Source organism: Collimonas sp. PA-H2 (genome assembly GCF_002564105.1).
Lineage (GTDB): Bacteria > Pseudomonadota > Gammaproteobacteria > Burkholderiales > Burkholderiaceae_D > Collimonas.
This window is the reverse complement of the sequence record NZ_PDBX01000001.1, coordinates 983209-1008199: the sequence shown is the minus strand read 5'-3', so window position 1 is coordinate 1008199 and position 24991 is coordinate 983209. Positions and strand designations below refer to the sequence as shown.

The 24991-nt window shown below is 55.2% G+C and carries 18 protein-coding genes and 2 pseudogenes; 9 read left to right on the top strand and 11 right to left on the bottom strand.

What is annotated here, in order from left to right:
- The first annotated feature begins 145 nt into the window (after positions 1-145).
- From BCF11_RS04540 to BCF11_RS04520, 6 genes are all read left to right on the top strand, one after another.
- Positions 146-643: a hypothetical protein gene (locus BCF11_RS04540; RefSeq protein WP_098493685.1), complete on the top strand. Its 498-nt coding sequence runs from the start codon at positions 146-148 to the stop codon at positions 641-643.
- Between the two features lie 242 nt (positions 644-885).
- Complete coding sequence (locus BCF11_RS04535; protein WP_098493684.1) at positions 886-1998, top strand: hypothetical protein; 1113 nt, start codon at positions 886-888, stop codon at positions 1996-1998.
- 172 nt (positions 1999-2170) lie between these two features.
- Entirely contained in the window at positions 2171-2482 is a 312-nt protein-coding gene (locus BCF11_RS27430; protein ID WP_143751257.1) for a hypothetical protein, read from the top strand.
- Positions 2483-2531: 49 nt separating this feature from the next.
- Entirely contained in the window at positions 2532-2927 is a 396-nt protein-coding gene (locus BCF11_RS04530; protein ID WP_098493683.1) for a transposase, read from the top strand.
- Positions 2924-3271, top strand: a complete 348-nt coding sequence (tnpB, locus tag BCF11_RS04525) for an IS66 family insertion sequence element accessory protein TnpB (RefSeq protein ID WP_098493682.1) — start codon at positions 2924-2926, stop codon at positions 3269-3271. Before BCF11_RS04530 ends, tnpB begins: the two co-directional genes overlap by 4 nt.
- A gap of 30 nt (positions 3272-3301) precedes the next feature.
- A complete protein-coding gene (locus BCF11_RS04520; protein ID WP_098493681.1) occupies positions 3302-4816 on the top strand; it encodes an IS66 family transposase in 1515 nt (504 codons plus the stop codon).
- On the opposite strand, the gene BCF11_RS04515 is transcribed toward BCF11_RS04520, so the two are convergent.
- From BCF11_RS04515 to BCF11_RS28130, 7 genes and pseudogenes are all read right to left on the bottom strand, one after another.
- Positions 4817-5185 (bottom strand): hypothetical protein, encoded by a 369-nt coding sequence (locus tag BCF11_RS04515; RefSeq protein ID WP_098493680.1) that lies wholly within the window; start codon positions 5183-5185, stop codon positions 4817-4819. It abuts the gene before it with no gap.
- Positions 5186-6329: 1144 nt separating this feature from the next.
- Entirely contained in the window at positions 6330-8426 is a 2097-nt protein-coding gene (locus tag BCF11_RS04510; RefSeq protein ID WP_233212367.1) for a dockerin, read from the bottom strand.
- 901 nt (positions 8427-9327) lie between these two features.
- Positions 9328-9645 (bottom strand): hypothetical protein, encoded by a 318-nt coding sequence (locus tag BCF11_RS04505; RefSeq protein WP_233212366.1) that lies wholly within the window; start codon positions 9643-9645, stop codon positions 9328-9330.
- Positions 9646-9998: 353 nt separating this feature from the next.
- Positions 9999-11210 (bottom strand): hypothetical protein, encoded by a 1212-nt coding sequence (locus tag BCF11_RS04500; RefSeq protein WP_233212365.1) that lies wholly within the window; start codon positions 11208-11210, stop codon positions 9999-10001.
- Positions 11211-11552: 342 nt separating this feature from the next.
- A complete protein-coding gene (locus BCF11_RS04490) occupies positions 11553-12272 on the bottom strand; it encodes a hypothetical protein (RefSeq protein ID WP_098493677.1) in 720 nt (239 codons plus the stop codon).
- A gap of 170 nt (positions 12273-12442) precedes the next feature.
- Entirely contained in the window at positions 12443-13480 is a 1038-nt protein-coding gene (locus BCF11_RS04485; protein ID WP_233212364.1) for a hypothetical protein, read from the bottom strand.
- A gap of 535 nt (positions 13481-14015) precedes the next feature.
- Positions 14016-14234: pseudogene (locus tag BCF11_RS28130) on the bottom strand (Tn3 family transposase); the annotation flags it as partial.
- A gap of 496 nt (positions 14235-14730) precedes the next feature.
- Between BCF11_RS28130 and BCF11_RS04475 the strand changes: the two are divergent.
- Complete coding sequence (locus tag BCF11_RS04475) at positions 14731-17091, top strand: discoidin domain-containing protein (protein WP_233212363.1); 2361 nt, start codon at positions 14731-14733, stop codon at positions 17089-17091.
- A gap of 85 nt (positions 17092-17176) precedes the next feature.
- Here the strand turns inward: BCF11_RS04475 and BCF11_RS04470 are convergent.
- A pseudogene (locus tag BCF11_RS04470) lies at positions 17177-17587 on the bottom strand (Tn3 family transposase); the annotation flags it as partial.
- 182 nt (positions 17588-17769) lie between these two features.
- On the bottom strand, positions 17770-19830 hold the full coding sequence (locus BCF11_RS04465; protein ID WP_098493673.1) for an autotransporter: 2061 nt from the start codon (positions 19828-19830) through the stop codon (positions 17770-17772).
- A gap of 781 nt (positions 19831-20611) precedes the next feature.
- Here BCF11_RS04465 and BCF11_RS27425 point away from each other — a divergent pair.
- The gene (locus tag BCF11_RS27425; protein WP_143751256.1) at positions 20612-20809 is read left to right on the top strand and encodes a hypothetical protein; all 198 of its coding nucleotides are present in this window, start codon (positions 20612-20614) and stop codon (positions 20807-20809) included.
- 271 nt (positions 20810-21080) lie between these two features.
- Here BCF11_RS27425 and BCF11_RS04455 read toward each other — a convergent pair whose 3' ends face one another.
- Positions 21081-22400 carry an MFS transporter gene (locus BCF11_RS04455; RefSeq protein ID WP_098493671.1) on the bottom strand — a complete coding sequence of 440 codons (1320 nt, stop codon included), beginning with the start codon at positions 22398-22400 and terminating at the stop codon, positions 21081-21083.
- A 90-nt stretch (positions 22401-22490) separates the two neighbouring features.
- Positions 22491-23267: a substrate-binding domain-containing protein gene (locus tag BCF11_RS04450; protein ID WP_369827833.1), complete on the bottom strand. Its 777-nt coding sequence runs from the start codon at positions 23265-23267 to the stop codon at positions 22491-22493.
- A 135-nt stretch (positions 23268-23402) separates the two neighbouring features.
- On the opposite strand from BCF11_RS04450, the gene BCF11_RS04445 reads away from it, so the two are divergent.
- Positions 23403-24308 (top strand): LysR family transcriptional regulator, encoded by a 906-nt coding sequence (locus BCF11_RS04445; protein WP_098493670.1) that lies wholly within the window; start codon positions 23403-23405, stop codon positions 24306-24308.
- Positions 24309-24991: the final 683 nt, after the last annotated feature.

Genomic DNA, 24991 nt, shown 5'->3' with positions numbered 1-24991 from the left:
AACCCGCATATCTCACTATGAGAATGCGGGTTTTTCGTTTCATGGCGTCTCAGTTGGTTCATTGACATCCCAAAAAATCGGGGGTACTTTCGGGGGTATCAAAAGCACCCCATGGGGGTACTCATATCAACCCTGATCCAATGAAATGATGGCACTGACAGACGCAGCCTGTAAAAACGCAAAACCAAAAGAGAAACCCTATAAGTTGGCCGATATCGGCCAATTGCAGACGGTCGAAAGTGTCTGTCAAACTGATGGCGATTCAGACAGAATATGTGTTTTCGGAAAAAGGAATATGAAAAATTTCAATAGCCAACAGAGCGAACCTGTCGGGCAGATGATTAATCGGGTTCGGGCTGTCGTGAAAGGAATTCCGATAGGCGCTGCCGTCGATGTCGTATTGGATGTCCTTGGGGAACCGGATAACAGAACGCCCGGACTGCTAGGTTACTTGCCCGCCAATGCGCAGAAAAATGTCAACGCAATTCAATCGCTATTTGAAGTTCACGAACCGATTGCAGACGAGACATGGATATATGTAAATCCATATCGTTCGACAATTATGCACTTCCTTGCTGTTTCAGGTGGCAAAGTTGAGCGAGTTTGGGAAGTTCAAAAAACAGCCAACACCGAATCTTTATAATTTCGAAGATAGCGAAAGTTGCCTTTGGGCCGAATTGAGTCTGTCGCGATTGGCTCAAAACGGTCAGAAGCTGCCGGTCAACGACCTTCTCAATTTGATTTTTTTTGGCAAATCTTTGGTGGCAGCATAATCACACTAATTTGCAATCCTTGCGCTAGCAGCAGAGATTTTTATCTGCGGTTCAGACAAGGGGACATAGAAGTCTTCAAAGACTTCGCTAAAGCAAAATCAAGGGAAAGACCATGCCAACAGGGGCAATCATTGCGTTTGAAATAGGGTATGCAGCAATATTTTTGCTGATGTTTCTCCCACCGATTCTAATCCTGCTTACCTCCAAGAAGGTTGGTCTTTTGAGGTGGATTTGGGCAGGAATTGCCGCTGCCCCCTCTATCATTGCCCTCTCAATTTCGTACAAAGGGCCGCCCGACACCATCGTCATCGAGGCGGCGTGGCTTATTTATTGTGCCTTTTTGTACGCCTCACGGAGACGTGCTTCGCCAGAGCCAATCAAGAGACGACGTATGTTTCTGCATATTGCAAGTGTCGGCTTCGCTGCTTTGCTGGCATACCATGGGACGACTTTTGTATTGAAAATTGAGGATGGCACGAAGGCGCATATGCTGAACTGGCCGATGGATGAGCACGGGGCGCAATGGGTCAAGCTGCGTATTCCTCCTGGTTACGTCTATTCGCCTCCACAAGTGCTTCTCAATCCTAGTGGCGAAGGCAAGAGCCGCACCTTTGTTTACGAATATCTATCGCTTGATGCACTCTGGCCGGAAATGGCATTGCACACAAGAGCGAATGATGCAGAGTTCCGGAAAATCGCCAACGGTAGGGTGATTCATGCCACAGTCGATTCTGGCGCTATCAGAACTGTCGATGGAAAGTATTATGACCCCCTACAACACAAGTTCAGTATCTCGCTTAATGGTGCAAAGCATGTTTGCATTGCGCCATATGACCTTTCTAACGCGCATGCCACCACAGGCCAAGCTATATGCCATGACCGCGATTGGCCAGATGAAAAACCACCAAAGTTCGGGCTGAGGCGACTCGGCGTGGATTTCAAAAAGCATCCAGATGCTCCTGTCACGGATTATGGAAGCATCTCGAACGAAGACATCTTTTATGCTCCGGGACTCGGCAACGAAATGCGTACACTAATCACATGTCCAGCCGAAGAAGCAAAGGATTCGCAATATTTCATCCCGCATTGCACGCATGAATTTATCTTCAAGCCGCTAAACGCAAGGGTTTCTATCACCTACCGGCGAATTTACCTCAAAGACTGGAAAGAAATTCAAGCTATCTTGGAACAGCGCTTGCAGTCATTTATCGTAGAATTAAAATAGGAGTAAAAAGTCCGCTTTGGGGAAGCGCGAATGACGGCAACGGGTCGAAATCGACCTATTGCGGCCGGCTCAAAACGGCCATGAGCGGATATCTGCATGTGACCAATAGGTGATGAAAAACTTCAAGTCTCATCGGCAACGTGACTGAAATTTATAATTATTAGGATAAGAAATGCCATCACCACTGTCGACAAAAAATAGGAAGTTACTGGACTATACTTTTCTTGCATTTTTAATTCTTATTCTTGGGGCTGTCGCAGGCGCTTTTATTGGACCGCCAAGTATCACGAAATCGTGTCTGGGAGTATTTTCCGCGGGCACCGGCTTATTGATACTGGCGGGCTGTATTCGAGCCATTTTTACCGGCGAATATAAATATGGACAGCCGGGTCTTTGGAAAAATATAGAAAAAAAAGAAGATAGACCGTTCGGATTTTGGGTAAGCGTCATCCCAGTACCGTCTGGACAAGGCATGCTGAGTTGAGGATGATTGAGACTGAAGGCACGAATCGATTGTGCCCACAAATTCAATCATGGGCACAATTATTCAGTCGGTCACTCCAAAGCGCGGCACTTATCGACAACACCCGGTCGCATTCAAACGCGCCGTTGTTGAACAATCATTGACCTCTGGCGTTTCCGTAGCGCGCATCGCTCGCCAGCATGATGTCAATGCCAATCAAGTTTTTGCATGGCGCAAGCTGTTCAAAGAGGGACGGCTCGGGGAGGCCGCCGACACTGGCTGCCAGCTGCTGCCGGTGCTACTAGCTCCCTCTCCGGTGAGTGCCGTACCACCAACCGGTAGCGATGGTCCGGCAGCACCAGGTACTGGGGTGATTGAATTGGTGGTCGGCGCAGCGAAGCTCCGTCTTGAAGGTCATGTTGATACGGCTGTCTTGTCTCTCGTGCTGGAACACTTGCGGCCATGATCGGCCTGCCGGCGGGTACTCGTATTTGGATTGCGGCGGGCGTGACCGATATGCGAAGCGGTTTCAATGGTTTAGCTGCCAAAGTGCAAACGGCGCTGGCCGAAGATCCCTTCAGCGGTCATGTGTTCGTCTTCAGAGGTCGACGCGGCGACATCCTCAAGATTCTGTGGTGGAGCGGCGACGGGTTATGCCTGCTCTCCAAACGCCTCGAACGCGGACGGTTCATTTGGCCACAGGCCAGCAGCGGCACTGTCTCGCTGTCCCAAGCGCAGCTCTCCATGCTGCTCGAAGGCATCGATTGGCGACGTCCGGAACGCACGCAACGTCCACAGTCGGGGTTGTAAACATCCCTGCATTTGCGTAAACTCCATAGCATGCCAACGCACGCCGACCTCCCTGATGACATCGATGCCCTGAAGGCCATGATCAGGGAGCGTGACGCGATCATCGCCACGCATACCACGGAGATCGAGCAGCTCAAACTGCTCATTACTAAACTCAAACGCATGCAGTTCGGGCGCAAATCAGAGAAACTTGATCTTCAAATCGAGCAGCTTGAGTTGCGGCTGGAAGACTTGCAAGCGGATGCCGGTGAATCCGCGGCTCAGACGCAGCGGGATCTCACACCTCGCACGTCAGCGCAGCGCAAACCGTTGCCAGAGCATCTGCCCCGCGAAGAGCGGGTGTATCCGCCAGCAGCTCAAGCATGCCCGTCCTGTGGCGGTGGCTTGCGTTACCTAGGCGAAGATGTCTCAGAACAGCTCGAATTCATTCCGGGCAGCTTCAAAGTAATCCGCCACATCCGCCCGAAGATGGCTTGCGCTTGCTGCGATGGTATCGTGCAGGTACCGGCGCCGAGCCGTCCGATCGAGCGCGGTCTGGCCGGTCCTGGCTTGCTGGCTCATGTGCTGGTATCGAAATATGCCGATCACTTGCCACTGTATCGACAATCGGTCATCTATGCCCGTGAAGGCGTGGAACTGCGTCGCGGGCTGCTGGCTGATTGGGTTGGTGCTACCAGTGCTTTGCTACGCCCCTTGGTTGAAGCAATTCGGCGCCATGTGATGGAGGCCGACAAGATCCACGCTGATGACACGCCGGTTCCTGTGCTCGCTCCTGGCAACGGTAAGACCAAGACCGGGCGGCTGTGGACGTATGTGCGCGATGACAGACCGTCCGGGTCGCTAACTCCTGCTGCGGTATGGTTTGCTTACACACCGGATAGCAAAGGCATCCACCCGCAAACGCATCTGGCCGACTTCTCCGGCACGCTGCAAGCCGATGCCTACGCCGGTTTCAATGCCATCTATGACAGCGGCAAGGTACAAGAGGCCGCATGCTGGGCGCACGCTCGACGCAAGTTCTACGACTTGCATGATGCGCGCCCCTCGGCGGTGACGACCGAAGCACTGCGCCGTATCGGCGAACTCTACGTTATCGAGGCAGAGATCCGGGGCAAGCCGCCGGATGAACGATTGCTGGCACGGCGTACCCGATCACGCCCCTTACTCGATGAACTTGAAACATGGTTACACACCACCATGGCAACGCTGTCGCGCAAATCCGATACAACGGCGGCGATTCTGTACGCGCTCAATCGCTGGCCGGCGCTGATCCGTTTTTGCGAGGATGGCGCGATTGAAATCGACAATTCAGCGGCAGAGCGAGCGCTGCGCGGCGTTGCCATTGGTCGTCGCAACTATCTCTTCGCAGGCGCCGACAGCGGTGGCGAACGTGCTGCAGCAATCTACACCCTTATCGGAACGGCCAAACTCAACGGCATTGATCCCGAAGTATGGCTACGCTACGTCCTTACTCATATTGCCGATCATCCCGTCAACAAGGTTGATGACTTCCTGCCCTGGAATATCGTCGGGCAGCTTGCCTGATCAATCCCAGTCTTCGTGCTCGATCGCTTCCTGCATCATATCCCACAGCATCGGATGGTAATGGATATCAAACCACTCCTTGAACATCTTCAGGCTGCGTTTCTGTGGCCACCACGATTCTTCGGTGTACCAATCGTTTAACTGCAGCTCGAAAAACATCTTCCAGCGGCGGTAGACCCAACTCTTGGCATCCTCGGTAGTCTCAATGCTCTCTTGCGACACCAGAAAACCGTCCTGTTCCCGACGAATTTCCTCAAGCGTCAAATTCGATGGGATAGGATCGACCCGTATGATCCAGTCGAGAACGGGCTGCTTCGGCACGAGAATGATCATGCCGCGATTGATTGTGAAGCGAGGATAGTCGTCCATGGCTGAATAACTTGTACAAAACCGCCATTTTAACGTCCGCCACAAATAACCCCGTCAAGACGGCTCAGAGAGGACGCTTACCCACCAGGTGGAAAAACCACTTAACAAATCAATGCCGCAGGCCGCTAAAGCACCGCCTGATTGAAGCGTTAAATGTCCGTTTTGAAGTACGTCGACGGGAGGCTGTAGGTCGCTTACTGCCCGTTGCAAGTCGTAGCAATCAGTCATGCACGGACTGTAAGTTCAACGCACCTATCAGGATAGATCAGGTCAGCCGGAACCGGCGCAGCGATCAGTTTGCAACTAATGCCAGCAGCAACACTAACGAGCAATTTAAAATTACCATAAGGCAATAAATTGGTGGTTTTTACTGACTATCGCTAAAATAAAGTACCCCTCGGGAAAACCATAACCTTTATAACCTTTTGCAGAAATCGGCTGAAAACCCTTGTTGCATAAGGCTTTGCAAGACTCGGCCAACTATAACCTCGGCATAACCTTGGCATAACTAGGTTATAAAATTAAAGATAACTTCTTTAAAAATAAATAACTATATAAATCAATGACTTGGAATCTGGTTATGTTTTAAGTTATCAAAAGTTATAGTTCAACTATAACTACATAAAGCTATATAAATCAACGACTTACAGCGTATAAAATCGCTTGGTTATAAAGGTTATGCTTTCCCCGAGGTCAAACCTGAAATCGGCTTTTCATCGCTCACACCACAACCCCATTTTTCCCCCTCTGCGTGCGTCGTTTTGCGTCACTTTTTTGCGACGTATTTGCGCCCTTCGACGCTAGGTTTCTCCTATGTGCGTCACTTCAAAAAATTTGAGTCGAAAGCGACCAATTTAGCGGGCAGGCGTGGCGGGGGGATGACTGCGCGCGCAGGCTCATGGTGTCGGTTCAATCCTCTAGTTTGGCTCATTAACTGAGGTTCTACGCTCAAACCGGCGGAAATTTCAGAATCCCGTTTTTCTCACCGTTCCAACAGCTTTGACCGTCTTGCCGTAGCACGCCATCTGGGCCAAGATGCCGGGCAGATTGCGCCAGGGCGTCAACCGCGCCAGCGTCGCTATCCAGCGACCCAAAATAACAAGGGCGACCGCAGCCGCCCTTGTCCACCCGCGATCAAGCGATCTTAATTGGAATACAGCAAGCCGCGGCCCGTGCCATTGACGTAGATCCGGCCGTAGATGTTCCAGTCAGCCGCCATCGCGCCGATGCCGCCGAACTGGTGGGCATCGTCGTTAAAGCGGGTCCAGGTGCTGCCTGCATTGTCGGAAGCCCACACGCCCCACTGGCCGTTGATCACGCCCACCACGTAGATTGCGGCCGAGTACGGCGCGCCAACGGCTGCCTTGCCCAGGGCCACCACGCTGGCACCCTGCGCGTCGGGCGACCCGTTGCCGTTGCTGAAGATAGACGCGAAGTTGTTGAGCTTGGTCCAGGTGGCGCCCGAGTCAACCGAGTGATACACGGTATCGCCGTCAGTCAGCCAGACATCGCCCTCGACGTTCGGATTGACGGCCATCGAGGTGGCGTGCCACGGATTGGCGCGCAGCCCCGCCGACACCGAGCCCTGGCTCAGCGTGAAGGTATGGCCGCCATCCGTCGAGACATAGACCCTGCCTGGCGTTCCCGACCACCATACACCGCCCGAATCGTAGGCATAGACCTTGTTCGGGTTCTTGCGGTCCGCCGCGAGCCGGTAGGCGCGCGTCCAGCCGCCGAACATCGTCAGCGCGGGGAGATTCGTCGCCGTCCAGCTGGCGCCGTTGTCGGTGGTGTAGGACGGCACCGCATTGGACGGCGCCCAGATCGCCTTGTTGCGTGCGGTGACAACGATGTTGGACGCTTCGCGCCCATCGGCCGCGGCGCCGGCAGGCAGGGTGGCGAAGTTCGTCCACGTGGCGCCGCCGTCGCCCGACCAGTATCCGTATCCTGCGCCACCGGACCCGTTCGTGGTGGCGACAGCGGCAATGTATTGCGGATCGGACCAGCTCATGTCGGCCGAATTGCCATTGGTCCAGCCCGTGGTGGGGCCTTTGGTCGGCATCGTCGCGAGGTCCGTCTGGACCCAGGTGCCGATGTCGCCCCCGCTGTTGATGAGCTTGTACGTCGCACCGGCTGGCGGGGTGATGACGGCCAGGGTGACAGTCTCCTCGATGCCGTTCACCTTCAAGGTCCAGCTCGGTGTCGCCGACGAGGCGTTCATCGTCTCCCAGATGCCGGGGCCGTCAAGGTGCATGATGTGGTCGCGGTTGTTCGGATCGATCTCGACGTCATCATTCCAGCCCCAGTACCCGGAGGTGGTCTGCGTGTGGGGCATCTGGGACTCGATTTCGCGCCAGGTGCTGCCGGCGTTGTCGGACAACTGGGTGATCTTCTGCCCGGGGAAATCGGTCCAGGTATTGGTCACAGCCAGCGCGACGCGGGTGGTCGGGCCGCTGCCATAGACGGACACGCCGCCGTAGCCGCCCGCGGTGGTGCTGCTAATCAAGGTCCAGATACCGCCATTGTTACCGCTAAACTTATAGAGGTAGCCGGGACCATCGCCGCCCGGGCCCGCGTTCTTGTTGAATACTACGTAGTACATGCCATCGGCGGCGCGCGCGAAGTGCGGGATGTAATACCCGACGACCGCGGCCGGCACCGCGACCGGCGTCCATGAAAAACCGCCGTTGCTGGACCTGTAGAAGGTCGAGGTCAGGCTCGCCGCGTTGGCGTAGTCGGGGGCGACCGCAGCCCACATGTTCCAGGTCGTCTGGCCGCCGCCCACGTTCCCATTGTCGAAGATGATCTGCTCGACGCCGACCGCGGCGGTGTTCATATTGAGGGAAGACAAGCCCGTGACCTGCGCCCAGGTATGGCCCGAGTCCGCGCTCTTCCACAGGCCGGCATTGCGTGAACCGTAGAACATCGTCGACGGATTGGTCGGATCGAGCATCAGGCGCTCGCCGATCGCCCGGCCCTCAGCGTTGCCGTTCACCATGAATGGCAGGCTGACCCACGTCCAGCTGTTGCCCCGGTCGCTGGAAGCATACAGCCGACCGTTGCCGCCATTGCCCCCGACCAAGTAGACGAGCTGGTCGTTGGTGGGGTCGAGGGCGATGCTTTCGACGTCGTGGAAGGCGGAGTCGGCCTGGCTGAAACCCAGGCCATCGGTAATGGGCACCCATTGCGACGTGGTCTGGTTCCAGCGGTAGGCGCCGCCAACGTCCGTCCGGGCGTACAAGACGTTAGGCGACGTCGGATGATAGATCAGGCCGTCGACATAGCCGCCGCCGCCCCACTTGACGCTGGTCCAGGTGGCCGCCGCGCTGCCAGTCGAGGTACCACCGGATCCATTATTTGGCGTAGACCCCGTGCCGGTTGGCGTGGAACCCGTGCTGGCTGGCGTAGAGCCCGTGCCGGTTGGCGTAGACCCCGTACCGGTTGGCGTAGACCCCGTACCGGTTGGCGTGGAACCCGTGCCGGTTGGCATAGAGCCCGTGCCGGTTGGCGTGGAATCTGTGCCGGTTGGTGTAGAGCCCGTACTAGCTGGAGTGGCCTCCGTGCCGGTTGAGGAAGAGCCTGTTCCGGCATCACTCGTGCCGCCACCACACGCGCTGAGTATCAGGCAGGCAGAGATCGTGATAAAGAATTGTTTTTTAAAAAGAGATGTCATATTTTTCGCATGCGATAGTTGTCGTGCGGAAACGTTATGAGCACTATCCGTGCCACATCGAATACCGAACGCGCAGTAGAACGAATTCAGGCGAAAAGGCCGAAGGTGATTCGAAGTTGTGCCACCAGAATATGGACAGAAAATTGACCTCAAAATAAAAAAACTGACAAATTTTGTTAGCGCTAACACCGACTGGGCAGTCTCGTTTAACTTGAACAAGCCCAAATAACTGCACTCAAAATTCGAAACAACGAAAATCCAGTTTGTTCTTTTGCTTGCTGAATTGACTCGGTCAGTTTGAACCGCCCGCCATACCCCGGCGAAGGCTGCCGCCCTGTCGGAATATCCGTCGAAACTCACATCCCGCAGATCCTGATGGATCTGTTTCAAGGCGCGTCGTTGTTTGCATGACTTTATCGCCTCGGTTTTGAGCAACGCCAAAAGTTGAAACACGCATTTGGCGCTTGCACTAGGTGTATAGCCATCCGCACAGGATGGACCGGTGATTTCCGAGCGGAGATATCCAGTTTCCCCATGGAACATACGATTGCGCCTCAAAAAAACTCTTCAGTTCGGCAATGGAAAGATCGCTGGTTTCATGGAGGCTGATCAGCATGGATGCGCCGACCCACAGCCGGCCATGGCGGATTTTGCTGATGACAGGCGGAGCCACTTCGAGGCAACGTGAAAGTGCGACGTCGTTTTTTAGTCCCAGCTTGGCGATGATGGCGTCCAGCATCTTGTTGGCATTTTTAATGTACTCATCCACGCCGTCTGCATTTTTCATTACTTGCCTTCGGTTGTTAAGATGAAATTAGATACATTTGAAAAAATGCTATTTTATTTTTATATTCCCTTAGCAGAAATGCTAATCGTTCCGAGGAGCGGAGGGCGTTAGGAAATCATGATTTTCAAGTGAGCGCGCGAGAAACCGCCGTCAGGAATTCATTACGCCGCGTCAATTGGATGGCGACAGAACGGCCTACCATCCGGCATGGCCGATCTTTTTGTCATAACTTGATTGCCGGGCTGACGGCGCGCGACAACCATACTTCGGAACGTCGCATCCTTAGTTCAAGCCGGTGCCCCAAGTTGTGACGCTTGGGCAACCAGGTCGCCGCCGATAGCGCACTGTCATCGCTATCGTAGGGTGGCGCCGCCTTGCGCGAGATACTGACTCAGGAGACGGAAAAATTGTCCACCGTCAGTGTTGATCGTGGTTTGGAAGGATCCCCCTGCGCTGAAGACGATTGCGAAGGTATGGATATCGCCGTATTCCTGTGTGTTGCGCAACATGTAGTCAACATGGTTGTCGCGATAGTGCTGATTGGTACCGCCTGGCGTAGAGGACGGTACGCCCATCGGCGTCTGCCACCACAGGATCGGGAGTCCATTGCTCAGCGCAGTACGATAGTCCGAGATCGCGCTCTGCGATTGGTGGAAATTCGGTGTAGCGATATTGTTTTCGTCCCAATAGAACGACCCGGTTCGTCCTGCGCATTCCGCTGGAGGCGATGCGACTTCCAGGCAGCCGGCGTCCCGATCGCTCGTCTGGGAAACGATGAAATCCGCCTGATGTGCTCCAACCGCTTTCATTTCGGCGCCAATCTCAGCCGGGGAGCCAGACCAGAACGAGGGCGGGAATCCGAGCAACGCATTAGGTGCGATCTTCCTGCCCATCTGCACCAGGCACTGGCCGATGCCGGCAGCGGTATTCGGCAATCCGCTACATTCGGCCTGGCTGCTGACGACGGCTGGTATCTGCGCTGGATCATGCCCGGGCGCCTGCGCCCATACGAAACCCCAGAAATCCGGCTCCAGATTGATCAGAACGGGTGCATTGAGCGCGGCAATGCGTTGATACATCAGCCGGGCCTGCCCCCAGTAGTTATTCATGAACGTCGCATCGTTGATTCCGCTCAAGTTGCCGCCGCCGTTCTGCGCCATCTGATAAAACGTGAACATCGGGGTCGCACCATAGGCCTGGATGGCCTGCGCGGTGTAGGTGATGTAGGCGCCGTCGGGACTGTTCCAGGTAGGCCACGCGCCCGCGCCGACGCCCACCAGATAGGTGTCGACGATATCCGGGTGAATGCTTTGGCTTTGCATTTGCGGCAAGGAATTGCCAGCACCAAGTCCGACCAGCACCCGAGAAGGTTTGCCGAGCTTGGCCACCAAAGCGACAGAAGCCGCGGTACCTGAGGTACCGCCACCTGAAGTACCACTGCCTGAAGTACCAACACCTGAAGTACCACCGCCTGAAGTGCCGTCGCTTCCGCCACCGCCACCGCAACCGAAAAGGAGGAATGCAAGCAGTAGCGCAGCAGTACGTCGCAGGGTAAACATAGTCATCTAAAACTCCGTGAAATTGAAGGAATACCAGTCGCCGCACGCGTCGCCGGCACTGGTTCCGGATATTGACCGGCGATCCGGATCAAGCTTCAACTTGAAGCACATCCCGAACCGCAGCCTATGTAAAGTTTTGCCAGGAGGTTCGCTGCGGGCATTTGTGTCTAAAGACGCGTCGTTGCATTGCCTGGCATGTTCCTCATCGCCCTCACGCATAGGCACGAACCATGCCTGTTTTTGCAATAAAGTCAGATCTCTCGCTTCGTCAGAAAAAGTGACGCAAAGCGTCCTTCTTGTCTTGAACAGTCACAGATAAGATGCATGCTCCCTGGCTAGCCTACGGACTCACTGACTGCGTCGACCTGAGGTTCCCTGCATAGAAAATTCAACAGGTAACGTCGGCAAGGAAATCAGATTATTCAATCCTGCCCGTTCTACCGCAGTAATCATTGCTTGATAACTTTCTTTATCATCCCGGTACAGCAATACAACAGAAAATTCCTTATCCGCCGGATCGTTCGACGCCAGGACGATAGCTTCGGCTCCAGCCGCACAGAGTTGCGAAGCAATTGCCTGCGCGCGCTGTTCAAAGGCAAATATAACGCCCACATGTCGACGCTTGGCGACTGCTTCTTGTTGGCTATGGATGAATTTTGCAGATGAAGAAAGTGTCGTCGCCGGTTCTGACGTGACAATTTCTGGGGCATGCGGAGCCGCGGCCTGATCGCTGAACGTATTTGAATTTGCCTTCTCTATCTGATACTCATTGCCATCAACAAGCAGCAATCTCAGCCTTTGTTCCCGAAGTGATTTTTGGAACAGGACAAAAATCTCGTCCGGCGAGAGCGGCTCGCTTGAGGCAAGATTAATTGTTCCACCCACGTCTGGCGCCAAACGAATCGAACGGCCTGAATACTGACTGACAAGACGTGTTGCATCCGGCAATCCGATATCTCGCCAAATGACATAAAACCGGTCTTCACAAAAGGCTGCTGTTGCGTACGAAAACAATAGAAGCGTCAATAAATACGTCGCGATCTTTTTTAATATTGATATCTGAACCATAACTCCCAACAATTAGCGCGGCATCACCGCAAACGCATTCCGCAGGCAAATTTTTCATCAGAGCTTGATTGCCGACATTAGCCACAGTGAACCCTTTGCTGTCGACGCTTTTCACGTTCTGGCAATAATTGCTGCACCAGGGTGGCTATGCGACAGCACGCAGGGACACGCTATTTGAGCGGCGTGCCCCCTGCATTGCGATAGGCGATCGTCTTCGCGAACAGGTTGCCGCCGTCGGTTTCAGCCGTGGTCGATAGGTCCGATCCTTGGCCGAACATCAGAGCCCCGACATGGGCGCTCGCGACCTGGCCCATGTGCGAGAACAGCCAGTCCACCTTGTCGTCCTGGTAGTGGTAGTCGGTGTTGTTCTGTGCCATGTTACCGATCGGGATCTGCCAGACGACGATCGGGTGGCCGACCGCCTCGGCCATCTGTTTCCAATAGGCGAGTTGCGTGGCCCACTTCTGGTCGCTCCAGAATGAGTTGCCATTCCCCAGCTTGGCGTTGAGTCCGGCGTCCGTGGATTCAACCTCCCCGACGAGGAAGTCTGCACCCTTTCCCCCGAGGGTCACGTAATCTTTGGCACATTTATCCACGTTGCCGGGCCAGTCCCAGCAGGTGAGGTGCAGGCCGACGGCCGTGTTGGGAGCGTACTTGCGGGTCATTGCGATCAGGCAGTGAGCCAGACCCGCCACAGTGTTCGCCTGGTCTCCGCAGTCGGTCGGATTCGCAGCCGTCACCTGCGCCGGGTCCTGGTCCAGAGGGCCGTACCCTCGCGCGAAACCAAAAAAATCGGGTTCGAGATCAATCATGTCGTGCGAGGTGCCGATCTTCTGGAGGAAGAAACGGTAGTCGTTCAGGTATTTGGTGAGGAGGTCGACCTGGTTGACCGCCGTCACCTCGTCCTGCCACTTGTTCACGGGCGCCAGGAGGCCGAGTTCAAACCATGTCCACATCACTGTCTGCGGATACGATTTACCCAAGTAGGTGGCCTGCGCAGCGCGGGCTTCGACGTTGGGGATGAGCCTCCCGATGCTACCGCCCGCGCATCCCCACCAGTTCGTCCCATTAGGGCAGGACGTCGCCGTGTACAGGTCGCTCGACGGTGCCGGCGGACTGACGACGTATTGGTACTGAGCGTCGAATGGTGCGGCAACCGAAAGAGCATCAATCGACGTTCTTCCGATCAACACCGTGCTCTTGCCCATGAAAGTGACATTTGGCGTAGAGCCCGTGCCGGTTGGCGTGGACCCCGTGCCGGTTGGCGTAGACCCCGTGCCAGCTGGAGTGGCCCCCGTGCCGGTTGAGGAAGAGCCTGTTCCGGCATCACTCGTGCCGCCACCACACGCGCTGAGTATCAGGCAGGCAGAGATCGTGATAAAGAATTGTTTTTTAAAAAGAGATGTCATATTTTTAGCATGCGATAGTTATCGTGCGGAAACGTTATGAGCACTATCCGTGCCACATCGAATACCGAACGCGCAGTAGAACGAATTCAGGCGAAAAGGCCGAAGGTGATTCGAAGTTGTGCCACCAGAATATGGACAGAAAATTGACCTCAAAATAAAAAAACTGACAAATTTTGTTAGCGCTAACACCGACTGGGCAGTCTCGTTTAACTTGAACAGGCCCCAATAACTGCACTCAAAATTCGAAACAACGAAAATCCAGTTTGTTCTTTTGCTCGCTGAATTGACTCGGTCAGTTTGAACCGCCCGCCATACCCCGGCAAAGGCTGCCTCTCTATCGTAATATCCGTCGAAACTCACATCCCGCAGATTCTGATGGACTGGTGATTTCCGAGCGGAGATAGCGCCGAACGGTGTTTCTGGACATCCCCAAGGCACTCGCGGTCCGCTCCAGATAGATCGTGTTCCACAGCATGACGGCCGCCGTCACCAGGTTGAGGCCGCTGGCCCGGCAGCACTGCGGCTCAAAGCCGAGGTCACGGATTTTGCCCAAACCAAAATTTGTCGGCTTTTTCGTCCTTCAGTCAAAGTTACTTCACGGTTTCCGCATGTTCTTCTGATTCATCCGGCTTCGTATTGGGAATTCGATATGGCACGGATTGTGCTGAAGGTGTCGCCCGAAGATGACTGTGCACGTATCGACTCCGCACCTATTACCATTCGAAATTCCTTCTGGAAAAATAACTTTTCCCCTTTTGACAAGATGGAAAAATTATTCTTACGGACACCTTTTTCTTTTGAATAAAATGAATTTTTTTTTGAAAAAACAAATTTTTACAACGCTCACTATCTGCCTGATACTTAGCGCTTGCGGTGGCGAACAGATGGGAATTACCTCTGTGGAAGGCGGCCCCGCGGGAGGTGCGCCAGCGGAAGGTGCTCCAGTGGGAGGTGCTCCAGTGGGAAGTACTCCAGTGGGAAGTACTCCAGTGGGAAGTACTCCGGTGGGAAGTATTCCGGTGGGAAATACTCCAGTGGGAAGTGCTCCAGTGGTCCGCGTTATCAAGCATCCAGGCGCTCCGCTCACCCTCTCGGATCTCCAAACTCTCAAGGCGTACGTCGATCAGGGCAAGGAGCCGTGGAAGTCCGCCTACGACCTGTTGGCGAATGACGGCAAGGCCCACCTCACCTATGGCATGGCAGGCCCGTTCGCGAAAGTGAGCCGCGCCCCCAACGAGAATCTCCAGGCTTGGCGCAACGACATGGTCGCGATCTGGAATCTTTCGCGGATGTGGTATTTCACCCAGGACGACCGATACGCGAAGAAGGCGCGCGAGATCCTTATCGCGTGGGCCAGCACCCAGACTGAATTCTCGGGTCGCGAGTCGATGCTCGATCTGGGCGACTACGCTTACCTGTTCGTGGGCGGCGCGGACATCCTGCGCGGCACATGGCCGGGCTGGACGGAGGCCGACACGGCGATCGTCAAGAAGTACTTCAAGGACGTCCTGATGCCGGGAGCGAATCCCTATGGCGATAGCTCCTACGGGGCCGCCAACAAGGGCGCACTGGCCCTCGCCGCTCTTGGACTGATGGCGATCTACAACGACGACCTCGAGACATTGGACAAGGTCGTCTATCAGACTCGTACGCTCGCCCATGTCGGATTGCGCAATTCCAACGACATTGGCATGCTCGGCGACTACCTTCGCGACCAAGGGCACGCCTATGGGCAGATCAAGTCGCTGACTATGCTCGCCGAGGCGCTCTGGAGCCAAGGCATCGACATCTATTCCGATCTTGACAACCGCCTGCTGGCGGCGGGTGAGTATTTCGCGAGAGTGAACGAGCTCGTGCCCACGGCAGCGCTTCCTTTCGGCACCACCGATCGCTACTACCTCACCGACATCACCGGGCACGGCTGGAACGGCGCCAATGGCGGGAGCGTGGCGCTGACCCAGATCTATGGCGCCTACGCCCTCCGCAAGGGCCTCCAGGCACCCTTCATCGCGCAGAGACGCCTCTGGATGCCGGTGGACGGCGACAGCTTCATGTTCCTCAAGGATTCCGACACCTCAAAGGCGACGCCGCCGCCGGCGCTGCCGATTCCGTCGACCACCTCGATCACCTCGGGATTCAGCAATGCTGACATCGGGGGCGCCGCCCCGGCGGGCGGGGCCACATACGCCAACGGCAAATGGATAGTGCAGGGAGCGGGTAACGATATCTTCTGGGGCGCGCAAGACGCTTGCCACTTCACCTACAAGGCCATCACCGGCAACGGCGCCATCATCGCGAAAGTCGAGTCCGTCCAGAACACCAGTCCGGCCGCAGTGGCGGGCGTGATGATCCGCACAAGTCTGGAACCAGGGGCTCCGCGCGCCTGGATGGCCATCGCCAGCAGAGGCAACGCCGAACAGAACATGCAGAAACTCGCCGTGTATGGTGGCGCGAACTATGGCACCAAAGCCCTGGGCATCGCCAGCGCCACGGCCTCGTACTGGGTGAAGCTCGAGCGCATCGGGAACATCATCACCGGCTACGTTTCTCCCGATGGCACCAATTGGGCTGCCACCGACGTCGGCCGCATCGACGCCCCCGTTCCCGACACAATCTATGTCGGCCTGGTGGTCTCCTCAGTCGCCAATGGCACCCTGAACAGCTCCACCTTCAGCAACGTGCAGATCACCGGCGGCGACGGTGGCGCGCCGAGCGTCATCCCCGCGGCGCCCGCCATGCTGCTCGCCTCGCCGGGCGATGGCGCCGTCCCGCTGCGCTGGCAGGCGTCCTTCGGCACCACCAGCTACACGGTCAAGCGCTCCGCCTTCAGCGGCGGCCCATCCTCAACCATCGCGTCGGGTGTCACGGGCAGCAGCTACACGGACAAGTCGGTGATCAACGGCACGACCTACTACTACACCGTCACGGCGACCAACGCCGCTGGCACGAGCGATAATTCTGCCGCGGACAGCGCTACGCCGATGCATCCGATGGTGAACGTCGCCACCGGTGGCACCGCAAACGACAGCGCAAGCAACGCGGCCAATGCCAGAAGCGCCTTCGACCAAAACTCGGCGACGGAATGGTTCTACTCAGGCGTGACCGGTTGGCTGCAGTACGACCTCGGCCACACGGAGCGCGTCCAGCGCTATACGGTCACCAGCTCCAATGACAGGGTCCCACGCGATCCGAAAGACTGGCAGTTCCAGGGCTCCACCGACGGCTCTACCTGGACCACGCTCGACACGCAAAGCAACCAGGTGTTTGCCACACGCTTAAAGCTGAAGACCTACACGATCGCGAGTCCGGGCTCCTATCGCTACTACCGGCTTAACATCACAGCCAATAATGGCGATAGCACCTTTACGGATCTCGCCGAAATTGGGCTGTTCGCAGCCAAGCCGCAGTGAAGCCGTAGCGCCGATTCAAGTGCACATGCCGCCATGCGACCGGCGAAATCGACTTGAGCAGCGCCAATGCCTTTCGTTGCAGCTACCGCAGCGTGTGGATACTGCGCACCAGCCGGTCGTATTCAAAGATCGCCCGACGCGTCGGGTTCGCATCGGTGTAGGTGCTTAGCTAGCGGATCTGTGAGCCCTGAGTTGTCTCCTTTAACCCCAGCGTGGCGACGACGTAGTCGATGTTCTCTTTTCCATCGAGGATCGTCGGCAGGTCGATTCGCCCTGACGGCTGGATGAGGCAATGCACGTGCAGCGCCGAATCGGCTGCGCAGTAAATTTCGCCAAGTTGCACATTGAGATCGGTGAAACGTGGCTCATAGCGTGGCCCGAACCAGTGCAGGATCGCAAAATTCACTTTGTTCAAGCTGTGCATGTCCCCTGTGATTGCGGTTGACACGATGTCCGACGTGTTGCGGTACTAGATGTCGAACACATGGTGGGCCTCGACTAATCGAACTGGGGGAAATTCTTTCCGCCGAGCAGTATCGAGCTACTTCCATTGAGCACCGCCAAGACGTTAAGAAATAGCCTTAGTCATCTGCCCCAGTCGCATAGGTACATTCCATTGCTGGCCGGATCGAGCAACAACTTGTCTTGGTGTCTGCTAACGACGTGCTAGTTGCAGCTTTACCTCACTGTCGCATACAAAACCCCTCCATTCAACGTGATGTCGACGGCAGGCCCAGAACTCGTAACATTGCTGAAAGAACCGGTGATGCCGCCACCGGCATCGATCAATGTAAATTTCTGGCCGCTCGTGAAAGTGCCGCTGAAGTTTAACGCCAGGACACCACCCAAAACAACCGGGCCGGCTACCGTCAGATGGCCGTAGTCGACGCCTTTGCTGATACCGTTGATTGGCAATGTCAAAGAACCGTTTGCGTTTTGTTGATAACTGCCGGCCAACGTCAGTTCAAACTGCGCGTTTCCTAGACTGAGGCCAGCGTTGTTGATCAGGTTGCCGCTGCCGAAAGCATTTGCGCTGGCCGCCAGTACGCCACCGCTGTTGATGATGGCAGCTCCGCTGAAGCTGTTGTTACGCAAGGTAGTGCTGGCTGTACCGTTCTGCAGAAAAGTCCCGGTACCGCTGATATTGGAAAGTGTGATGGCATCGGTCGTGTTTTGAACAATCAGGCTGCCGTCGTTCACGATGCTGTCGGTCGATGCGCCACTTGCCGACTCTGCCGTCAGCAAACTGCTGTCGCCGCTGTAAGTTGCTTGCAACGTCGTGCTCTTGGCGTATTGTTGAGTCGAGCTGTTGTAGACCAATTTATCGTAGTTCAAAGGCTGCGGCGAGCCAGCTCCCAATCGTAAAATTGCCTTGGCACCGATGGTTGTAATGCCATTGTAATTTTGCGGCTGGCTAAAGGTAACATCGTTGCCGGTCGTCGACATGATGGTGACATTACCCACTCCTGTACTGCCGTCCCGGTCAGGGCCACCGCCGCCGCCGGTGATACCCGCGTTCAGCGAGACCGGACCATTGTAGTTCAAGGCCAGAGTGCCGCCTCGATGCAGGTTGATATATGCATTCTTTGCCCCCAGCGCCGGGCTCACCGCGAACGGCGACGGCGCGGAGGGCAGGAAAAAGTCGTGCGTCGTGCCGTCTCCCCACTGGACCGTGCCGCCGCTTTCGATATTGATGCCTCTATAGCTGCCGTCGTTGCCATTGACGTCATTCGGGCCGCCGCGGTAAATCACTTTCGCCAGATTCAGGCTGGCGTCGCTCAAACCGGGGTTGAGCAGATTAGGGCTTCCGTGCGGGCTGTTATCCGTGTGGCTATAAACGCCACGCATGATGATTCTCGAATTGCCGATGGGATGGAAATTGATATCCCCGCCAAAACTCGCCTCGTAGATATTCTGCGTGACAGTCACAACGCTGTTGGGTGCACTCCGAACCAGCCACGACCCTTCATTGACCACTGCCTTGGCGTTGGATATCGATGGGCTGACGTGATTCGTCCCGAAATCCTGTCCGGCGCTCAACGCCAGCACCCCAGAGAATGGGTTGACGCCACCCATGGAATTGCCGCCCCAAGCGTTCGGCAATTGTGAGATAGAGCCGCTGCCGCTGATTTCACCCAGCAAAATGAACTGGGCACTGTTCAGCACGATAGCGCCATTGTTGAGAATATTGTTGAGATTAAGCTCCCCATTAACCACACTTGCCAGGTTTTTACTGTCCGAGGTGGCGATAATATTCGGCGAGTTATCTGCGCTCGTATTGCTGCCGATTTGCAGCGTTACGCCAGGATTGATAGTCAACACAGGAGGATTACTTCCGGTAATGCTGAGAGCATATCCCATACCAGGATAGACGGATTTTGTCACTGTCTCAATCTGACGACTGTCGGGTAGCATAAATGTGCTGGCCTGAGTGAGGACAAAAGTGCTCGGATGGCTACTGCCTGCGGCAGGATTTAAGAGCAGCGTTCCTTGGCCCGAGATCACTCCAGTATAAGTAGTGACGCCGGCTGGTAGATTGATAACGGAGTCGGTGCTGAGCGCGATGTTCTGATTGGCGAGGATAGCCGCGGTAATATCGACAACCGCCGTTGTGGTGTCGGCGTTACTGTTGGTCTTGCCGCTCGTTGTACCGCCATCGCCACCGCCGCAGCCGGCAGCTGCAAGGGAAACGATCAGTGCAGCAAGGTAGTTCCTGGTCAAAAAATGTGGGGTAGGCATGAGAAATAGAAATAAACGAGTTGGATAGAAAGATCGACGTCGAATTGATTAGTAGGCCGCATTGTGAGTGGACTATTGATATCATTTCTCCAGCACTTGAAGAAGAAGTCAGATTAGCCTTTAGTTGCCTTACTCCTCCTGCATTGTGTCTAATGAGCAGCTCAGGTGACGGAACTGAGATTGTTTTACAAGAAAGAAAAATCTATTTTTTTCGTTATTCGGGTTCCCCCTAAAGGGCGTGCTCACAATAAGGATAACCAAGCCGACAAGCACATAGCCACCGCCGCCAACCGAGAACAAAACTCCCCACAGTACTATTTTCTTGAAACCATTCCTTAAAGAAAATTGTAGAGTGCAAAAGCAATAAATGGGCCTGGCAATATAATCAAACCGATTACCATCAATTAATAACCAAGTCGGTTGGTCAGAAAAACACCTTAGTTTTTTTAATCGCGCAGGATTCGATTCCTGCTGCACGCCCCGTCGATGTGATCCAGTCTCCTTGCAATGGCTTCAACGTGATCCAGGATCGGCAGCGAGTTCGTTGGCCCTCGCCAGGAATGTATGAGCAAACCATGCAGAAAGCGATTGCCGCATTTCGCGCCGGAAAGCAGTCAGCGTTAGTCGATACGATAACGGCGATGATTCTGATATCTTAGGGAAAATTCAAATTGAACTACAGGACGATGAAGTCCGGGCCAAAATGAAAACGGACCAGCTGCTAAAGCTAGTAGCTGGTTCGTCTTCTATTGGTTGCAGGGGTACCTTCGCGAATCCCAAGATGTGTTTGATCACCCCGAACGCATGTTCTGCCCTGGCGCGCACGCTCGCCTTGCGCTTGTTCGTCATGGGCTCGTCTTCGGTCAACGCGTGGCTGCGTGTACCGCGACGGTTGGTGAAATCGCGGGCGTTTGGCGTTACCTTGCTGAACGTTTCTTTCTGGCCGATGTACGCCAAATCGCTCCACACGCGTGTCTAGGCACCGTGCAGCAATTGGGACAACGGCGGGCGGTCGCGAGTGTTGACCGAATGGGATGGTCAGCAGTATGAACACGGCGAGGCCGACTCCTGCCAGCCACATTGGAAAAGTTGGTGATGATCAACAGGGAGTCTCCCAGTTGCGTTGCAATGGTTGCTGCGGCAAGCAATACAGGGAAGGGTAAATTGACGGCCTGAACTTCCTTTACCGCCTCCGAAAATTTGAATCTGCCAAAGATACCTATATTGCAGCAATCGGCCTCCGTCCTTCTTTAAGAAGCGTTTTGGATGGAACATCGCTCCTCAGAATCTGCCCGATATTTAACGCTACCTTTGCGGTACAGTACCAACGTTGCGATCAGGCCGCACACAGCAGCAAATGTCATCCATAAGCCCGGTGCGGCCTTATCGCCTGTCGCTTCGATCAACGCGGTGGCGATGGCCGGCGTGAAGCCGCCAAAAATCGCTGTCGCCAGACTGTAAGCCAGGGAAAAGCCAGCCGTGCGCACCTCGACCGGCATCACCTCGGTCAGCGCAACGACCATAGCCCCGTTGTAGCTGGCATACAGGAATGACAACCACAGCTCGACGACCAGCATCTTCTCGAAGCTGGGGGCACAGGTTAGCCATGTCATGGCCGGATAGGCGCTCAGAATGGTCAGCGCGGTGAAAAAAATCAGGATAGGGCGGCGACCGAGCCGGTCCGACAACGCACCCATGATCGGCAGCCAAATAAAGTTGGAAATACCAACGCACAGGGTCACGATCAGGCTGTCGGTAGTACTGAGTTTGAGTACGTTCTTGCCGAAAGTAGGTGTGTAAATCGTGATCAGGTAGAACGAGACGGTGGTCATCGCCACCAGCATCATCCCGGTGATCACCAGGCCCCAGTTATCGAGCATCGAACGGAAAATGGCGCGCGCGTCGGGACGCTGCTTGCGCTTCATGAACTCTTCCGTTTCCTGCAAGGAACGGCGGATCATGAACAGTACGGGCACGATCATGCAACCGATGAAGAACGGAACACGCCAGCCCCAGGAACCGATTTGCAGCGGGCTCAGCCAGATATTGAGTGCGTAACCCAATGCCGCCGCGACGATGATGGCCACCTGCTGGCTGGCCGATTGCCAGCTGACATAGAAGCCCTTGTTGCCTGGCGTTGCCATCTCAGCCAGATAGACCGAGACACCGCCCAATTCGACACCGGCGGAAAAGCCTTGTAGTAAACGGCCGATCAGCACCAGGAATGGCGCCAGATAGCCGATGGTCGCAAAACCCGGTACGAAAGCAATCAGAACGGTACCAAGCGCCATCAGGGCCAGGGTCACGATCAAGCCTTGGCGGCGGCCGACGCGGTCTACGTAGGCGCCGAGCAGGATGGCGCCGAGCGGACGCATCAAAAAGCCAGCGCCGAAGGTCATGAAAGTCAGCATCAGTGAGGCGAATTCATCGCCCGAGGGGAAGAAGGTTTTGGAAATGTAAGTGGCGTAAAATCCGAACAGGAAAAAGTCAAACATTTCCATGAAATTGCCGCTGGTGACACGGAGGACCGTGCCGAACTTCGACGGAGTTGCTGCTGCGATGGCTGTCATTTTGATCTCATAAGCGATTGGGGCCCTGCGCCTCACGGAAGGACATGGCGCAGACTTCTACGAATACCTTGGCTAATAGCGCGGACGGAGTTATTGCTTCGGATCCAGTCCGCTTTTGATCACTTCATCGCGCGCTCCGGGCGAGGCTAGGTAACGGATCAGTGCACGAGCAGCGTTCGGATGTTTGGCGCCGACCGGTATCCCGGCCGAGAAGATGGTGACACTTTGGACCTGTTCCGGAATTTTCGCGACAAAGTCGACACCTTGCACGGGCAGAATTTCGCTTACCTGCTGGAAGCCCAACTCGTATTCGCCGCTGGCAACCAACGACCCGACGGGGGTTTTCTGGATCATGCGTGCTTTTGGTTTGACTTGTTCTTCAATACCCAGCTTCTTGAACAGCTCGCGCTCGATATAGACGCCACTTGCGCTGTCAGAATAGGCGATCGATTTAGCGTTGAGCATGGCTGATTTCAAGCCCTCCACCGTGCTGATGTCTGGCTTCGCAGCGCCGGCCTTGACCGCCATGCCGATGCGGGAATCGGCCAAGTCGACGCGACTGTCGGCGTCGACTTTACCTTGCTTGATCAGGTCGCTCAGTGCATAACCGACCATGATCACGACATCGGCCGGTTCGCCATGTTCGAGGCGGTTGGGAATCGCCTCCGGCGCCTTGCCCATTGAGGGGCCGAAGGCGGTAGACAAGGTGTTGCCGGTAGCCGCCTCGAATTTAGGCGCCAATGCTTTGTAGGCTGCGGTGAAGCCACCCGAAATCATCACGTTAATCTCTTCAGCCTGAGTCGTGCCAGACAACAGGACTAGACTGACTGCGCCGAGAGCGAACAGTCGGTAAATTGCTTGTTTGATTCGCACTTTCTTTGTCTCCTGTTTTTTATGCAACTACGCTGCAATTGAGGTTTTATCGGGCAATTATCACGAACCCGATTGATAAAGTAAAATGCATAAATACTTACTTTTGATGCGTTAAAGGTATCAATAAAAATGTATCAACTACGTTTTGATTTAAGCGACCTGCAAGCCATGGTGGCGGTTGTAGAGCAGGGCGGTTTCCGGGCGGCGGCGTTGGCGCTGAACATCTCGCAGCCGGCGCTGTCACGCCGCATCGGCAAACTGGAAGACGCACTCAACGTCAAACTGTTTGAACGTACCACCCGGCGTGTGGCGCTAACTCTGGTAGGGCGTGAATTTTTTGCCAAGGCAGTCGAGATCCTCGATGGCGTCGAAACGTCTTTGCACAACATCAGCGACATTTCCTATACGCATTTTGGGCAAATCACCGTGGCCTGCGTGCCTTCGATAGCGCACAATTTTCTAGCACCGATCCTGCAGCGCTTCAATGCGCAATTTCCTACGATTCGCATACGTATCGTGGATGAAGGCGCACATGAAGTGCTGAACAATGTTGCGCGCGGAGATTCCGATTTTGGCATCAATTTTCTCGGTGCGCAGGAACAGGGCATCGACTTCGAACCTATCATGCAGGAGAGTTTTGTGTTGGCCTGCTTACCCGACCACCCGTTGGCGCGCCGGCGTGCTGTCAATTGGCAGGATATCGGCAAGTATCCCTACATGACGGTGGCCAAATCGAGTGGTAATCGGATGATGCTGGATATGGCGATGGCACCGTCAGAAAAGCAGCCCGCTTCGTTCATTGAAGTGCGCCATGTTTCAACGTTGCTTGAGATGGTGAAGGCCGGGCTCGGTATTGCCGTGGTGCCGCAACTCGCGATGCCGTCGGATCGCTCAAGCGTACTGCGCGCAATCCCGCTCAAGGAGCCGGCTATCACGCGTACATTGGGCATTATTCGCCGGTCCGGCCGCGTGTTCTCGCCAGGTGCGCAGAACCTCTATGAAATGTTGAAAGAGGCGTCAGCATTGTCAACTTAAAACTGAATCGCCGCCAATTTTCCAGGCATTCATCGTCTATTCAAATTACAGCTGTTTGCAGTACCCCGTAAGCTACGCGGGGAAATTACCGGCAACGGTGTGATATAAAATAACGCTTTTTTTGCGTCACGCCGTTGCAACCAATTTCCTTCGAAGGCTCCTAATAAACGGGGGAAGTTGCTGGTTTTCCGAATTGCGTTAAAACCAGTGCATTTAACCGAGTATTCTCATCAAACCGGACACTCATTCTCATCTCAATCCGGACAGCCAATAGCACTTGAAGTCGGACACCTGCTGGCATCGCAAGCCGGACAGTGATTCTCCTATCCAGACACCTGGGGCGCTGCCGACACTCCGCCGCCAGCCAACGCTCTCGTCCGCTATGGATCGCCGGAGGAGGACATCGCGCCGGTCGTCTTGTTCCTCGCCAGCAAGGATGCACAGTTCCTGACGGGATACAGCCTGACTCCTGATGGCGGCATGATTATCGACAGCGCGCTAAGCAGCAAGGGAGCGAAAACGAAGGAGCGACCGGAATAACGCTAGCATTTGCCAGCTCCTTCCTGTGTGTACAGGGCGGTGTGCCCAGCATCACGTCTAGCGCATTCATGGCTGTATCCAGACCTGTTTCGAGGACCGGTAACCGAACGGCGGCGAAGTCCTCAGCCTAATCGCGTCACAGT